Source organism: Streptomyces sp. NPDC005551 (genome assembly GCF_042871785.1).
GTDB lineage: Bacteria > Actinomycetota > Actinomycetes > Streptomycetales > Streptomycetaceae > Streptomyces.
In genome coordinates, this window is record NZ_JBIAJE010000003.1 from 357797 (window position 1) to 373652 (window position 15856).

10 protein-coding genes are annotated in these 15856 nt (G+C 72.1%); 8 read left to right on the top strand and 2 right to left on the bottom strand.

What is annotated here, in order from left to right:
* The first annotated feature begins 128 nt into the window (after positions 1–128).
* The 4 genes from ACFYP4_RS09925 (at position 129) to ACFYP4_RS09940 (ending at position 8042) form a co-directional block, all read left to right on the top strand.
* Positions 129–1289, top strand: a complete 1161-nt coding sequence (locus tag ACFYP4_RS09925; protein WP_388784419.1) for an acyl-CoA dehydrogenase family protein — start codon at positions 129–131, stop codon at positions 1287–1289.
* 4 nt (positions 1290–1293) lie between these two features.
* Positions 1294–3411 carry a SpoIIE family protein phosphatase gene (locus tag ACFYP4_RS09930; protein ID WP_388784421.1) on the top strand — a complete coding sequence of 706 codons (2118 nt, stop codon included), beginning with the start codon at positions 1294–1296 and terminating at the stop codon, positions 3409–3411.
* A 251-nt stretch (positions 3412–3662) separates the two neighbouring features.
* Complete coding sequence (locus ACFYP4_RS09935) at positions 3663–5381, top strand: ArnT family glycosyltransferase (protein ID WP_388784424.1); 1719 nt, start codon at positions 3663–3665, stop codon at positions 5379–5381.
* A 108-nt stretch (positions 5382–5489) separates the two neighbouring features.
* On the top strand, positions 5490–8042 hold the full coding sequence (locus tag ACFYP4_RS09940) for a SpoIIE family protein phosphatase (RefSeq protein WP_388784427.1): 2553 nt from the start codon (positions 5490–5492) through the stop codon (positions 8040–8042).
* A 67-nt stretch (positions 8043–8109) separates the two neighbouring features.
* Here the strand turns inward: ACFYP4_RS09940 and ACFYP4_RS09945 are convergent, their stop codons facing one another.
* Both ACFYP4_RS09945 and ACFYP4_RS09950 read right to left on the bottom strand, forming a co-directional pair.
* Positions 8110–9096: an aldo/keto reductase gene (locus ACFYP4_RS09945; protein WP_358853299.1), complete on the bottom strand. Its 987-nt coding sequence runs from the start codon at positions 9094–9096 to the stop codon at positions 8110–8112.
* Between the two features lie 291 nt (positions 9097–9387).
* Positions 9388–9963, bottom strand: coding sequence for a pep a2 (locus ACFYP4_RS09950; RefSeq protein WP_358856023.1), 576 nt, complete (start codon positions 9961–9963; stop codon positions 9388–9390).
* A gap of 307 nt (positions 9964–10270) precedes the next feature.
* On the opposite strand from ACFYP4_RS09950, the gene ACFYP4_RS09955 reads away from it, so the two are divergent.
* The 4 genes from ACFYP4_RS09955 (at position 10271) to ACFYP4_RS09970 (ending at position 15838) form a co-directional block, all read left to right on the top strand.
* Positions 10271–10561, top strand: coding sequence for a DUF5133 domain-containing protein (locus ACFYP4_RS09955; RefSeq protein ID WP_358856024.1), 291 nt, complete (start codon positions 10271–10273; stop codon positions 10559–10561).
* 86 nt (positions 10562–10647) lie between these two features.
* On the top strand, positions 10648–12705 hold the full coding sequence (locus ACFYP4_RS09960) for a maltotransferase domain-containing protein (protein ID WP_388784432.1): 2058 nt from the start codon (positions 10648–10650) through the stop codon (positions 12703–12705).
* Entirely contained in the window at positions 12702–14420 is a 1719-nt protein-coding gene (treS, locus tag ACFYP4_RS09965; protein WP_388784435.1) for a maltose alpha-D-glucosyltransferase, read from the top strand. The genes ACFYP4_RS09960 and treS overlap by 4 nt, the downstream gene beginning before the upstream one ends.
* A 26-nt stretch (positions 14421–14446) precedes the next feature.
* Positions 14447–15838, top strand: coding sequence for a maltokinase (locus tag ACFYP4_RS09970; RefSeq protein WP_388784438.1), 1392 nt, complete (start codon positions 14447–14449; stop codon positions 15836–15838).
* Positions 15839–15856 lie beyond the last annotated feature (18 nt).

Sequence of the window (15856 nt, forward strand, 5' to 3'; positions counted from 1 at the left end):
CCCCGCAGGGTGACGATCGAGTACGCCATAGAGTGAGAGGGCATGGGCGTCTGGCAGAAGTGCGCCGAGGGAGGATTGTCGTGCCCGTCGACGCTGTCGACCGGGCCTTGAAGCAACGGAGTGCAGCGGTGGTGCGAGTGGAACTCGGGGCTGCGGTGTCCATGGCGCGGGAGATCGGTGAGCAGGTCCTCGCTCCGGAGGCTGCGGCAGTGGACCAGGAGCAGAGATGGCCGGAGAAGGGTATGGCCGCACTGCGGTCCCGGCTGGGCGGGCTGGTGGTGCCGACCGAGTCCGGGGGAATGGGACACGGGCTGCTGGCGGTGGCGAAGGTCGGTGAGGCGACGGGACGCGCCTGCGCCTCCACGTCGATCTGCTTCGGTATGCACCTCGTCGGCTCAGCGGTGATCGCTGCGAAGGCCAGCCGCCGGCAGCGGGAGCACTACCTGCAGCCGATCGCCGCCGGTGAACACCTGACGACTCTGGCCTTGTCGGAGCCGGGAACGGGCGGGGAGTTCTGGCTGCCGCAGACCCGCATGGAGCGTGTCGGGGATGACCGGCTGCGGTTGACCGGAGCGAAGAGCTTCGTCACCAACGCCGGCCACGCGGACTCCTATGTCGTTTCGACCCTGGCCGCCGGGCCGGGAACGCCGCCGGGCCAGTTCTCCTGCACGGTGGTCGACGCCGCCGTTCCGGGACTCGGGTGGGGACCGACATGGCAGGGTTTCGGCATGCGCGGCAACTCCTCCCGCGGACTGGAGCTGGATGGGGCCGAGATCGCCGACTGGTGCCTGCTGGGGGAAGAGGGCGACGAGATCTGGTATGTCTTCAACGTCGTCGCCCCCTACTTCCTGATGGCCATGGCCGGCACTTATCTGGGAGTGGCTGCGGCGGCCCTGGAAGAGGCCCGTGCCCACCTGCTGCGGCGCAACGGGACGCGCGTGGGCCGGTCCCCCGCCGCGCAGCCGGTCGCTCAGCACCGACTGGGCACGATGTGGGCCCGGGTCGAACGCACCCGGCGGCTGATCTACCACGCCGCGGCCGAGGCGGAGATCGGCAGCCCCGAGGCTCTGCTGGGGCTGGCCTCCGCCAAGGCCGAAGTGGCCGAGGCCGCCGAGGCCACCGTGAACGACGCACTGACACTGGTCGGCGGGATCGGCTACGGCGAGCACTCCCCCCTGCACCGTCTGCTCCGAGACGCCCGCGCCGCGCACGTGATGTCACCGGGGACCGACCTGCTGCGGGTATGGACCGGCAGGGCCCTGCTCGACGAACCGCTCCTCGAGGGCTGACACGATGAACCACGGTCTGCCCCTGCTGCTGCTCGTCGACGTCCCGCAGCGGACGGTCAACGCCATCACCGCGGAACTGGCCGCGACGACCGAGATCATCCAGACCACGGCCGAAGACGTGCTGGCCTACACCGGCGGAACTCCCGGCCGGCGCCGGCCTACTGTGGTTGTCGTCGGGGAGACGGTCACGGCCCCTGTCGGCGTCGTTCACTCCTTGCGGCCGCACCCCGCGGACCTGGCGGTCGCCGTGACGGCCGTCCCCGCCACGCAGGACAAGCTCGCCGTACTTCCGCTTCTGTTCTCCGACGATGTCGTGCGCCGCGTACGGGGCGGGGAGACGGCACTGCGCATGCCTCGAGTGGTGAGCGAGCTGCTTCAGCAGCTCACCCGCCGCCGTGCGCATGCCGCGGTGCAGGCCGTGGCCCAACAGCGGCTGTCCTCGGGCGCGTCGATCGACCGGCAGTTGGGGGAGCGGTTGCTGGGACGATTCCTGACCCAGGCTCCGATCGGCGTGCTCATGCTGGACGGTGACGCGGTGATCGCCTGGAACCGCCGGGCCGCCGATGTCCTGGAGTTGACCGAGCGGGAGGCGCTGCACCGGCCCGTGAGCGCCCTGTTCCCGGAAGACCAGCGCACCGCGCTGCACCATCACCTGGCCGCCCCCGGGCAGCACCGGGCCGCCGAACCCGACGCGGTCTTCGAACGCGTCCGCGGCGACGGCACCTCTCAGGCCCTGCGCATGGCTGTCCAGCAGGTGCTGGACGCCGAGGGACGCAGCCGCACCCTCATCCTCACCGAGGACGTCACCGACCGCCTGCACGCCCAGCGCAAACTCGCCGAACGCACCGTCCACGCTCTGCTCACCGCTGAAGTCGCCGCCGCGATGACAGCGCCAGGGCCTTTGAACGAACGCCTGCACAGGTGCGTGCGTGCCGCCACCGACCGCCTGGGGGCCGACCGCGTCTGCATCTGGTCCCTGAACACCCGCGGTGAACTCGCACACGCCAATTGTGCCGCGGACGACGCCGAGTCCCCCGACACCTCCTCGTGTCACACGACTCAGCGAGCCTTGGCTGAACAGGTCGTCACGTCGTGCCGCCCGCACCTGACCGACATCCCGCCCCGAACCGATCCTGGTGGACAGGCACCGCACCCCTCTCAGCCTTCGGGCAGCGGCAGCTCGTTCGCCGGTTTCCCTCTCGTCTCCGGCGGAGAGTTGCTCGGCGTTCTGTCGATGACCACGCGCCTGGCGCTGCCCGGCTCCGTCCTGGCCACCCTGGAGAACATCGCCGACCAGATAGCTGTCGGCACGCAGCAGGACCGTCTGCTCAACCGTCTGAGGGAGGCAACCCGTGCCCTCGAACGTCCCCTGCTCCCGCCACGCCTGCCCGATCTGCCGGGCTTCGACCTCGCCGCCCGCTACACCCCCTTCAGCCATGGCCTGCATATCGGCGGTGACTTCTACGACGCCTTCACCGCCGCCGACGGCCGCCATGTCCTGGTCCTGGGAGACGTTTGCGGAAAGGGACCCGACGCGGCCGCCATCACCGGCCTGGTCCGCCACACCCTGTGGACCGCCGCGCAGCACACCAGCGACCCCGCGCACGTCCTGAACCTGGTCAACAACGCGCTCCGCCGCCAGAACACCCCTTTCTGCACGCTCATCTACGTGGTCATCGACACCGCCCACACGCCCGCCCGCCTCCGGATCGCCAGCGCCGGCCACCCCTCACCACTCCTGCGCCGAACAGACGGCGACACCGCACCGCTGGAGACACGGGGCACCCTGCTGGGTGTACTGGACACGCCACACCTGCCGGTCACCGAGGTGGAACTGCGGGACGGCGACACTCTGGTGCTCTACACCGACGGCTTCACCGAAGGTGCCGGCGCCGCAGACCAGCGGACCCCGGAAGACCTCGCTGCCATCGTCACCTCCCTGCCGCCGGGCGACGCGTCACATCCCGCCCGGGACATGGCCACCGCCCTGATGGACGACGCGCACCGCTGGTGGGGCGGGCGTCTGCGCGACGACCTCGCCGTCCTGACCCTGACGGCCGTGCCTGCGGCAACTGCCCCCCACGGCCGGTCCGAAGAGGGCGCCGACACCAGTATCGACTGAGGGCACAGCACCGGGCCCGGACCCATTCGCCACCGACCGGCTCCATACCGCGGGCACCGGCTGAAGAGGGCCGGCGCCGCCACCCGCTGTCGTGGTGATTCGCGTCGGGCATCTCCCTCGGGTGGCGGGGGTTGAACCGTTCCGGGCACAACCGCGTACCAGGGGCGGGCAGATGACGCCGTGAGGCTGTCACCCCCTGCGGGCGGAGGAAGGGGCGACGTGACCGGAACGCTCACCGGGGTGCGCGGGCGATGAACCCGGGACCCGCCGTGCTCGGTCCCGGCGACGGCGCGCGGACGACACCCGCCCCCGTACCGGACTCCCCCGCGGCCGGGACGGTCCGGTGGCCGCGGCGCCACCGGCGGTGGCTGCTGCCGCTGGCCGTGCTCGCCCTGCTCGCGGAGATGGCGTTCGCGATGGTCTCCACGGCCGTGCGGCAGACGCCGACGATCGACGAGCCGGTGTACGCGGGCACGGCGGTGGTCTACGTGCAGCAGCACAGCCTGCGCTACAACCCGGAGCATCCTCCGCTGGGCAAGCTCCTCATCGGATCGGGTCTGGCGCTCGCCCGCCCGCATCTCGACCCCGGTTTCACCGGCGGCCAGACGGCGCTGGGACGGCATCTGCTGTACGAGTCGGGCAACAACCCCGGGCGGCTGCTGCTGTGGGCGCGGCTGCCGGTGATCGTGCTGACGCTGCTGTGCGGGCTGGTCGTCTTCGCCTTCGCCCGTGATCTGGCCGGTCCCCGGGGCGGTCTTGTGGCACTGGCCCTGTACGCGTTCTCGCCCGACCTGATCGCCCACGGATCGCTGGCGACGCTCGACGTTCCGGCGGCCGCCTTCCTGCTCACCTCGGTGTGGCTGGTGTGGCGGGCGCGGCGCCGGCCCGGGCTGTGCCTGCTCCCGGCCGCGGTGGCGCTGGGCGCGGCTCTGGCGACCAAGATGAGCGTGCTCGCGGCGGTGCCCGTGGTGTTGTGCCTGGTCGTCGGGTCGGTGTGGGCGGCGCAGGGCGGCCGCGCGTCCGGTGCCCGCGGCCGGGCCCGGCGCCTGGGGGTGGGCGTCGCGTCGGCGGCCGGGGTGGCGCTGGTCGCGGTGGCCGTGGTGTGGGCGGCCTACCTCGCCGTCGATCCACGCCTGCGGTGGACGGCGCCGGCCGGTGTGCCGGACGTCCGCGGGACGCGCGGGCTGATCGCGGGCCGGCTGCCGTTCCCGCGGCCGTACCAGGACGGCATGCGGATCCAGTTCGGCTTCGAGTACGCCACGTGGGAGGGGTTCCTGCTCGGCCGGCACTACCGCGGATCCCTCTGGTACTACCTGCCCGTGGCGCTGCTGATCAAGACGCCGCTGGGCATGCTCGCCCTGTGGTCGGCCGGTGCGGCGTCGCTCGTGGCCGTCCCCCGGCTGCGCGCCGCGGCACCGTACGTGCTGGTCTGTCCGGCCGTCCTGCTGGGCGCGGCCATGCTCGGCTCCCGTGACCTGGGCGTCCGCTACGCGATCTTCCTGCCGGTGTTCCTCGCCGTCGCGGCGGCCTCGGTGACCGTGTGGCGCCGACGGTGGTCACAGCCGGTGACGGCGGCACTGGCCGCGTTCGTCGCCGTCAGCTCCCTGCTGACCTACCCGTACTACCTGCCGTACTCGAACGAGGCGTTCGGCGGGCCCGCCGGGACCCGGCTGCGGCTGCACGACTCGAACGTCGACTGGGGCCAGGATCTGGGGCGGCTCGCCGACCGGCTCCGCACGCGCTATCCCGGCGAGCGGGTCTGGCTGGTCTACAAGGGCAGCGGCGTGCCCGCCTTCTACGGGATCCGGGCCTCCGATCCGCGCAAGGTGCCTCCGGCGTCCGTGCACGGGCTGCTCGTCGTGTCCGACTCCGCCGCCGCCAAGGCGGAGGGCCGGCTCGCCGAGCTGCTCGCCGGCAGCAGGCCCGTCGACGACGTCGGTCACTCCATCACCCTCTACCGGCGGCCCTAGGAGGTCACCGCCGAGGGCCGCCGGTGGACGCCGAGGTGCGCGGTGGGGGCGGAGAAGCGCATTCTTGCTGTGTTACCGACCAGGTGCTGCGCGGACGAGGACAGACCGATGACTGGGAGCGCCGACCGTACGGAGCAGGCGCAGGAACGGCTGACCGCGCTGCTCCACGGCGCCGTGGCCGACTCGATCCGGGCGATCGGCGGTTACGCGGGCGGCGTGTATCTGCGCTCGCGCACGCCCGGGCTGCTCAAGCTGGCGGTGCTCGCGGGACTGCCGGGACCGCTGTTCCGCCCCTGGTGGCGTATTCACGTGGACCGGCCCTTCCCGGTCGCCGACGCCCACCGGCTCGGCATTGACGTGCTGCTCGCCGACGCCACCGAGACGATGCGGCGCTATCCGCAGCTCGCCGCGGGCCTGCCGTTCCAGTTCGGCTCCGCGTACGTCCCGGTGGTGGGCGCGTCGACCTGTTTCGGGGTCCTGACGGTGCTGCATCCGTCGGTCCCGGACCCGCCGGAGGCGGTGCTGGACCGGGACCGGATGACGGCGGTCGCGGAGGGGCTGGGGACCGCCCTGCTGTCGCTGGAGGACGACGCGGGGGTGACCTGGGACCATGAGCCGCTGTGTGTGCGGCCGCCGGCGCTCGGCACCTGCCCGGCCCGCTTCGGACGCTTCACCTGGGATCCGGCGAACGCCATGGTGACGGGGGACGACGCCCTGTGGGACCTGCTGGGCACCGGCCCCGAGGACTTCGCGGGAACGCCGGAGGCGCTGGCCTCGGCGGTGACCCCGGACGACGCGGGGCGGCTGCTTGCCGCCCTGCGCGAGACGTCCACCGGCCGTCCCCCGTCCGAACCGCTGTCGGTGCGTGGAGGGGCGGGCGGGCGGCGGCTGCTGGAGCTCTGGACCGCCGCGGGCGCCGCGGGTCTGGCGCCGCGCTCCCGCCGGGTGAACGGTCTCGTGATCGATCCCGGCCCGGGATCGGCCGCCGCCGAGGCGGCCGACCTGCTCACGGAGGGCGTCTTCGCGCTCGACCGGCTGGGGACGGTCACCTACGCCAACCCGCGCGCCGCCGAACTGCTGGGCCTGCCCCGCCCGGAGCTGCTCGGGCGGCCGCTGTGGGAGGCCGTGCCGTGGCTGGACCGTCCCCGGTACGAGGATCATCTGCGCGGTGCCCTGCTGTCGCCGGGGTCGGTGCACTTCCAGGTCAGACGTCCGTCCGGCGATCCGGGCAGCGGGCGGTCGGCGCGGGACGAGGACGAGTGGCTCGCGCTGTCCGTCCATCCGGGCCCGGACACTCTGGCCTGCGAGGTGGTGCCGGTGGGCGGAGCGGCCTCCGCGGCGCAGTCCGCCCCGATGGACGCGAGGCAGCTCACCGCCGACGAGGTCGCGGGAGACGGATCCGCGGACGGGATCACCTCGGCCCCGGCGCAGTACCGCCCCATCGTCCTCGCCATCGCGCTGACCGAGGCGGTGACGGCCCGCCAGGTGTCCGAGGTGGTGATGCGCGAGCTGCTGCCCGCCTTCGGCGGCCGTCGGCTGGCCATCTACCTGTTGCAGGAGCGGCATCTGCACCTGGCGTGGGAGACCGGCTTCCCGGCGGGATTCCTCGCGCCGTTCGACGGCGTCGGCCTCGACACCCGGCTGCCGGGGGTCGATACGCTCACCAGCGGCCGTCCCCTCTTCTTCGAGTCGATGTCGCAGCTGGCGGCCGCGTATCCGGACATCCCGCTGGACGCCATGGAGGGCGCCCGCGCGTTCCTGCCGCTGATCGCCTCCGGCCGGCCGGTCGGCTCCTGCATCCTGGGCTTCGACCGGACGCGCGCCTTCAGCGCCGAGGAGCGCACGGTGCTGACCGCCCTGGCCGGACTGATCGCCCAGGCCCTGGAACGCGCTCGGCGCTACGACACCGAGGCCGCCCTCGCCCGGGGGCTCCAGGAGGCCCTGCTGCCGCACCGCCTGCCCGCGCATCCGCTGGTGGAGACCGCGGGCCGGTATCTGCCGGGCACCCAGGGGATGGATGTGGGCGGCGACTGGTACGACGTCGTGGAGGCGGGTGACGGGCTCGCGCTGGTCATCGGCGACGTACAGGGGCACGGTGTCCAGGCGGCGGCCACCATGGGTCAGCTGCGCAGCGCGGTCCGGGCGTTCGCGCTCGGCGACCAGCCCCCGGACGAGGTGATGAGCGGCACGAACCGGCTGCTCATCGACCTCGATCCGGGACAGTTCGCCAGTTGCTGCTACATCCGGCTCGATCCGGGCACGGGGCGGGCCAGGGCCGCCCGCGCCGGCCACCCGCAGCCCCTGCTGCGTCACCCCGACGGCCGTACGGAGGTGCTGGATCTGCCGGGCGGGGTGGTGCTGGGAGTGGACCCGGGCGCCGTGTATCCGGTGACGGACCTGCTCCTGGAGCCCGACGCCGTACTGGCCCTGTTCACCGACGGGCTGGTCGAAAGGCCGGGCCGGGACATCGACGAGGGCATCGCGAACCTGCGTACGGCCCTGTCCCAGGCCGGTGCCCCGTACACCCGGACCGGGGGCCCCTCGCTGGCCGGGACTGCCAACCGGCTCACCGAGGAGGCCCGGCGCGCCGCGGAGCGTCCCGACGACATCGCGCTTCTGCTCACCACGTGCCGGTCCGAGCGGAGGACGCGGCGGCACTGACGGACGCCGTGCCGTGCTCCCTCTCCCGGCGATACGTCGTGGCCACTTCGGCGCCGGGACCGGCGGGTCAGTGCGCCGCGTCCAGCCGGGCGCGCTGCTCCGCCGTCAGTTCCAGGTCGACGGCGGCGAGGTTCTCCTCCAGCTGGGCCACCGAGGACGCCCCGGCGAGCGGGATCACGGGCAGCGCGCCGCCGATCTGCCAGGCGAGCACCACCTGGTTGAGCGTCGCCCCCGTCTCCCTGGCCACGTCCCGCAGCACCGTGAGGCGGGCGGGTGTGCCGGGGTGGTCGTAGTCGGGCGGCAGGGGCTTGTCGTCCCGTACGTAGGCGCCGCCCAGCAGTGGCGAGTAGGCGACGAGCGTCAGCCCGGGCTCGGCCCTCAGGTAGCCGAGGAGGTCCGGGGTGGCTCCGCCGAGGCTGCCGTCCTCGAAGAGCGCGTCGGGCACGTCGGTGCGGGGCCGCAGGTGGCTGTGCTGGTACTGCAGCACCTCGTAGCCGGGCAGTCCCGCGGCGGCGGCCAGCGCGCGGGCCCGCTCGACTCGCCAGGCGGCGTGGTTGCTCACCCCGAGCAGTCCGACGGTCCCCTCGGCCACCAGTTCGGCGAACCCCTCGACGGTCTCGCGCAGCGGGACCGTCCGGTCCTCGATGTGGGCGTACAGCAGGTCGAGCCGGTCCATGCCCAGCCGTTCCCTGCTTCGTTCGGCCGCTTCCCGGATCACCTTCGCCGACAGTCCCTCCGGGTTGTCCAGATAGCTGGTTCCGGGGGCAAGCGGTCGTGCGCCGAGCTTGGTCGCGACGACGATCTCGTCGCCGACGCCGCGGCTGCGCCGCCACCGCCCGAGCAGGTTCTCGCTCTGCCCGCCCTGGCCGCCGTCGGTCCAGAAGGCGTAGTTGTCGGAGGTGTCGATGAAGTTTCCGCCGGCTTCGGCATAGCGGTCCAGGACGGCGAAGGAGGTCTTCTCGTCGGTCACCGAACCGAACAGCATCGCGCCGAGCGCCAGCACGCTCACCTCGCGGCGGGTCGCCGGATCGGTGCCGATCATGCGGTACTTCATGGTGTGTGCCTCCCCTGTGGGCCCGGCGGTCGCCGGCCCGGTGGGGAGTCTGGATCTTGAAGTGCACTTGAAGTCAAGTCCTCGCGTGCGCACCCGACTTGGCGGCGGCGGACCGGGGACACCCGGCGATGTCGCTCGCCGCGCAGGGGAGTTGACCCCGGCCGCCGCGCGGGCGGCACGTCCGGGACCGGGGGACCGGCCGGACGTCACCGGGCCGCGGCTGCCGAAGCAGGCCGCGGCCCGGTGAAGCGCCCCGCGGGGCGGGGAGGCCGTGCGTCACACGGCGGCGCGTCACACGGGAACCCGCGGACGGGTCGTCGGCCGGGGCGCGGTCTCGTCCGGCGTCCGGGCTCGGGCGCGCTCGGTCTCGGCCTCGACCGGGGCGTCCGCCGCGGGTCCGGCCAGGGCCGGCACCGGGACTTCGCGCGGCGCCTGGAGCGCCTCCAGCAGTGCGGGCGAGGGTACCGCCGGCACCAGCGGGGCACGTTCGGACGACTGGACGCGGCGGGCGAACCAGATGATCTTGCCGCCGACGCCGGTGGCGCAGCAGCCCCAGCCGTCGCTGAGTGCGGCGATCCGGGCCAGGCATCCCTGCGGCGCGTAGTGCGGCCGGATGTCCTGGTTGTTGTCCGAGATGGCGGTGATCAGGTGCTGACCGTTCCACCACATCTCGATGGAGGTGTTCTTGTCCGTCGCGTGGCGGTCGATCGTGTGCAGCAGCGCTTCCGCGCACTGACAGACGGACTCGGCGAGAATCTCCAGGTTCCAGTACCGGAGATGGGCGGCCAGGATACGCCTGACCTGCCCGACCTTTTCCGGGCTGACCTCCACGTCGAGGTGGTAGTAGCAGGGCACTACAGCGTTCATCGTCGTTGGCTCCTCACCGGCGAAGCTCTCGCTTCTCCCACCGCCCTGACGGGCCGAGCCCCGAACACGAAGCGTGAGCAGTGATCGCTCCTGAGTCACTCTCAGGGTGGGAGCACTAGTCCGTTCGTGCAACTCGAAAGCCACCCCCGGCTTTTCGTTGAACGGCCAACAAGACGCTCGCGGACCTCCCGTGCACCATGGGGGAGGGTCCGGTGCCGTAACCGACCGGTACCTCTCCGTGCGCGGCCTCCGGGCGAACCCCGGTCGAGCCGCGCACACTCCACAGAGTGGGAAGGTGACCAGCGAGATGTTGCTACCCGCGAAGGCTGAAGTCGCCCGGCATCTGGAGCGATACCGGGCGTGGGAACGCCTGCTGCTCGCCGCCCCCGCCGACCACACGGTGCGGGGGAAGTTCGAGAACACGGCGTACACCCTGTGCGTACTGATGGGCGAGCGCTGCGCCCGTGAGGCCGCCGACGCCGCCGAACGCTATCTGCGCCCCCGCACGGCGGCCAAGGCCCTCCAGCACAGGAGCGGCCGGCCCCACGGCGGCGCGAGCACACCGAGCCGCGGCACGAGCCCGGCACTCGGCAGATAACGACAACGAACCCCGCTGCACGGCCGGGCCTTTCCGATGCAGCTCTCAACCGCAGGCTGTGCTTGAGGACGGCGGAGGCGACACCCATGGACCTGGACGGCAACCCGGCCACCGGCCGCATCCCGATCGTGGATGTGCGGCCGGTCGTCGACCGCGGCACCCGGCCGGCGAAAGCCGTCGTGGGCGAGACCTTCCAGGTCACCGCCACCCTCTTCGGCGAGGGCCACGACACGGTGGGCTCCAACGTCGTGCTGTGCGACCCGGACGGCCGCCCGGGCCCGTGGACCCCGATGCGCGAACTGGCCCCCGGCTCCGACCGCTGGGGCGCCGAGATCACGCCCGGGGCGGCCGGGTCGTGGACGTACTTCGTGGAGGCGTGGAGCGATCCGGTCGGCGCGTGGCGCCGTGCCGCCGGGGTGAAGATCCCCGCCGGTGTCGACGTCCCGCTGGTTCTGGAGGAAGGCGCCGAGCTGTACGAGCGGGCCGCCGCCGCCGTGCCGCGAGGTGCCGGGCGCAGGACGGTCAAGGCCGCCGCCAGGGCGCTGCGTGACGACTCCCGCCCGCCGCACGTCCGGCTCGCGGCGGCGCTGGACCCCGGCGTCGACGCCGTTCTGGTCGCGCACCCCCTGCGCGACCGGCTCTCCCGTACGGCTCCCCTGCCACTGCTCGTGGAGCGCGAACGGGCGCTGTACGGCGCCTGGTACGAGTTCTTCCCGCGCTCCGAGGGCGCCGTGGTCCGTGCGGGCCGGCCGCCGGTGAGCGGGACCTTCCGCACCGCGGCGGAGCGGCTGCCCGCGATCGCGGAGATGGGCTTCGACGTCGTCTACCTCCCGCCGGTCCACCCCATCGGCAGCACCTTCCGCAAGGGCCCGAACAACACACTGTCGGCGAGTCGCGACGACGTCGGGGTGCCGTGGGCGATCGGCTCGCCGGAGGGCGGCCACGACGCGGTGCACCCGGACCTGGGCACCATCGACGACTTCGACGCCTTCGTACGGCGGGCCGCGGACCTCGGCCTGGAAGTGGCCCTGGACTTCGCGCTCCAGTGCTCTCCCGATCATCCGTGGGTGGAGAAGCACCCGGAGTGGTTCCACCACCGCCCGGACGGCACGATCGCGTACGCGGAGAACCCGCCGAAGAAGTACCAGGACATCTACCCCATCGCCTTCGACCGGGACATGCCGGGACTGGTGGCGGAGACGACCCGGGTGCTGCGTTTCTGGATGGGGCACGGTGTGCGGATCTTCCGGGTGGACAACCCGCACACGAAGCCGGTGGTGTTCTGGGAGCGGGTCATCGCGGACGTCAACCGCACCGACCCGGACGTGATCTTCCTGGCCGAGGCGTTCACCCGGCCCGCGATCATGCGCCGGCTGGCCGCGGTCGGCTTCCAGCAGTCGTACACGTACTTCACCTGGCGCAACACCAAGGAGGAGCTGACCGACTACCTGACCGAGCTGTCGCACGAGTCGGCGGCCTTCATGCGGCCCAACTTCTTCGTGAACACCCCCGACATCCTGCCGGCCTACCTCCAGGAGGGCGGGCGGCCCGCCTTCGAGGTGCGGGCGGTGCTGGCCGCCACCCTCTCCCCGGCGTGGGGCCTCTACGCCGGATACGAGCTGTGCGAGAACACCCCGGCCGGGGCGGGCGGTGAGGAGTACCTGGACTCGGAGAAGTACCAGCTCCGTCCGCGTGACTGGGAGGCGGCCGAGCGCGAGGGCAGGACCATCGCCCCGCTGATCACCCGGCTCAACCGGATCAGGCGGTCCCACCCGGCGCTGCGCCGGCTGCGCAACCTCCGTTTCCACCGGGCGGACAACGACGCGCTGATCGTCTACAGCAAGCGTGCCGGGGCGGACACGGTCGTGGTGGTGGCGAACCTGGACCCGCACCGCACCCAGGAGGCCACGGTCTCGTTGGACATGCCGCAACTCGGCCTGGACCGGCACGAGACGGTGCCCGTGCGCGACGAGCTCACCGGCGAGACCTACCACTGGGGCAGCGCCAACTACGTGCGCCTGGCCCCGGGTGGTGCGCATGTCCTCACCGTGGTCCGGGAGGCCGCAGACCACGACTGCCCGGATGAGCACGGCACCGTCCGGCGCCCGTCCTCATCGCAGACCGGAGGGTCAGCCACCTCATGATCGTCAACGAGCCCGTCCCGGACACCTTCGAGGACACCCCCGCCAAGGACCGCGACCCCGAATGGTTCAAACGAGCCGTCTTCTACGAGGTCCTGGTCCGCTCCTTCCAGGACAGCAACGGCGACGGCGTCGGCGACCTCAAGGGCCTGACCGCCAAACTCGACTACCTGCAATGGCTCGGCGTCGACTGCCTGTGGCTGCCCCCCTTCTTCAAGTCCCCGCTGCGCGACGGCGGCTACGACGTCTCCGACTACACCGCAGTCCTGCCCGAGTTCGGCGACCTCGCCGACTTCGTCGAGTTCGTCGACGCCGCCCACCAGCGCGGCATGCGCGTCATCATCGACTTCGTCATGAACCACACCAGCGACCAGCACCCGTGGTTCCAGGAGTCCCGCGCCAACCCCGAAGGACCCTACGGCGACTACTACGTCTGGGCCGACGACGACAAGCAGTACCAGGACGCCCGCATCATCTTCGTCGACACCGAAGCCTCCAACTGGACCTTCGACCCCGTCCGCAAGCAGTACTTCTGGCACCGCTTCTTCTCCCACCAGCCCGACCTCAACTACGAGAACCCCCGGGTCCAGGAGGAGATCCTGGCGGCTCTCCGCTTCTGGCTGGACCTGGGCATCGACGGCTTCCGGCTCGACGCGGTCCCCTACCTCTTCACGGAGGAGGGCACGAACTGCGAGAACCTGGCCGCGACCCACGAGTTCCTCAAGCGGGTCCGCACCGAGATCGACGCCCAGTACCCGGACACGGTGCTGCTGGCGGAGGCCAACCAGTGGCCCGAGGACGTCGTCGACTACTTCGGGGACTACACGGCCGGCGGCGACGAGTGCCACATGGCGTTCCACTTCCCCGTCATGCCCCGCATCTTCATGGCCGTCCGCCGAGAATCGCGCCACCCCGTCTCCGAAATCCTGGCCAAGACCCCGGCGATCCCGGCGAACTGCCAGTGGGGCATCTTCCTGCGCAACCACGACGAGCTGACCCTGGAGATGGTCACCGACGAGGAGCGCGACTACATGTACGCGGAGTACGCCAAGGACCCGCGGATGCGCGCCAACATCGGCATCCGGCGCCGGCTCGCCCCGCTGCTGGACAACGACCGCAACCAGATCGAACTGTTCACCGCGCTGCTGCTGTCACTGCCCGGCTCGCCGATCCTCTACTACGGCGACGAGATCGGCATGGGCGACAACATCTGGCTCGGCGACCGCGACGCCGTCCGCACCCCCATGCAGTGGACCCCCGACCGCAACGCGGGATTCTCCACCTGCGACCCCGGCCGGCTCTCCCTGCCGACCATCATGGACCCGGTCTACGGCTACCAGGTCACCAACGTCGAGGCCTCCATGAGCAGCCCCTCCAGCCTGCTCCACTGGACCCGGCGCATGATCGAGATCCGCAAGCAGAACAAGGCGTTCGGCCTCGGCTCCTACACCGAACTGCCCTCCACCAACCCCGCCGTCATCGCGTTCCTGCGGGAGTACAAGGACGACCTCGTCCTGTGCGTCCACAACTTCTCCCGCTTCGCCCAGCCGACCGAGCTGGACCTGCGGGAATTCGACGGCCGGCACCCGGTGGAGCTGATCGGCGGCGTGCGCTTCCCGGCCATCGGCGAGCTGCCGTACCTGCTGACGCTGGCGGGCCACGGCTTCTACTGGTTCCGGCTCCGTGCCCTCTCCTCCCGCGTCACCCGGCGTTCTTGACCGTACATCTGAAAGGACGCGTCGCCATGCCGAAGATCGCACTGCAAAGACCGAGCAGCCTCGATCGCGCCCCGCTGCTCAGCTCGCTCGCCGAGCTGCTGCACGCATGGCTGCCGCGGCAGCGCTGGTTCGCGGGCAAGGGCCGGACCATCACGGACCTGACCCTGCTGTCGGTGACGGAGCTGCACCCGGGCTGTCTGCATCTTCTGGTACGGGCCGAGCACGAGTCCCCGCCCGCCGGACGCGGGCCCGGCGCCACTCCCCCGCCCGACGACTGCTACCAGCTGTTGCTGGGCGTGCGGGAGTTCCTGCCGCCGAGACTGGCGCCCGCCGTCATCGGCCGCGCCGAGGAGGGCCCGCTGGCCGGCCTCATGGTGTACGACGCCCTTCAGGACTCCGAGGCGGCGGGGCTGCTGCTGGAGCGGCTGCGCCACCCGGGAACCGCCGGGCCGCTGCGGTTCGAGCGCGACACCCGGGTTCCGCTGCCCGCCGGGCTCGCCCCGCGCCTGCTCGACGCCGAACAGTCCAACTCCTCACTGGTGTACGGCGACTCCTTCATCCTGAAGGTCTTCCGCCGTATCCAGCCCGGCGTCAATCCGGACCTCGAGGTACCCGCGTCGCTGGCCCGGCAGGGCTGCACGCGGGTACCCGCGCCGGCCGCCTGGTTCCACACCTCGCACCCCGAGCGGGCGACCCTCGGCGTGCTCCAGCCGTACCTGCGCGACGCCACCGACGGCTGGGCGCTGGCGCTCCGGACGCTCACCTCGGAGCGGGACTTCACCGAGGAGGCGTACGCGCTGGGCCGGGCCACCGCCGAGGTGCACCTGGCCCTCGCCGAGGCCTTCCCCCTCGACACCCCGAGCCGGCGTCACAACAGGCGGCTCGCGGAGGCGATGACCGAACGGCTCCACACCACCGCCCGGTCCGTCCCCGCGCTGCTGCCGTACGTGACCGGGCTGCAGAGCGCCTACGACGCGCTCGCGCGGCTCGACAAGGTCCGTCCCGCCCAGCGGATCCACGGCGACCTGCACCTCGGTCAGGTGCTGTGCGCGGGCCGGCGCTGGTTCGTCATCGACTTCGAGGGCGAACCGGCCCGCCCGCTCACCGAGCGCCGACGCGCCCAGTCCCCCGCCCGCGACGTCGCCGGCATGCTGCGCTCCTTCGACTACGCGGCCCGCTCCCGTCGACCGTGGCGCCCGGAATGGGCGCAGCGCTGCCGCGAGGCCTACTGCGCCGGCTACGCCGCCGAAGCGCACTGGGACCCCCGGGAGGAACCGGAGGTGCTGCGCGCGTACGAGACGGACCGAGCCGTCTACGAGGTGCTGTACGAGGCCCGGCACCGGCCCGACTGGCTTCCCGTGCCGATGGCGGCGATCACCCGGTTCGCCGAGACGCCGCTGAATCCGCGCCGGCAGTAGCCCGCGTCCGGCCCACCC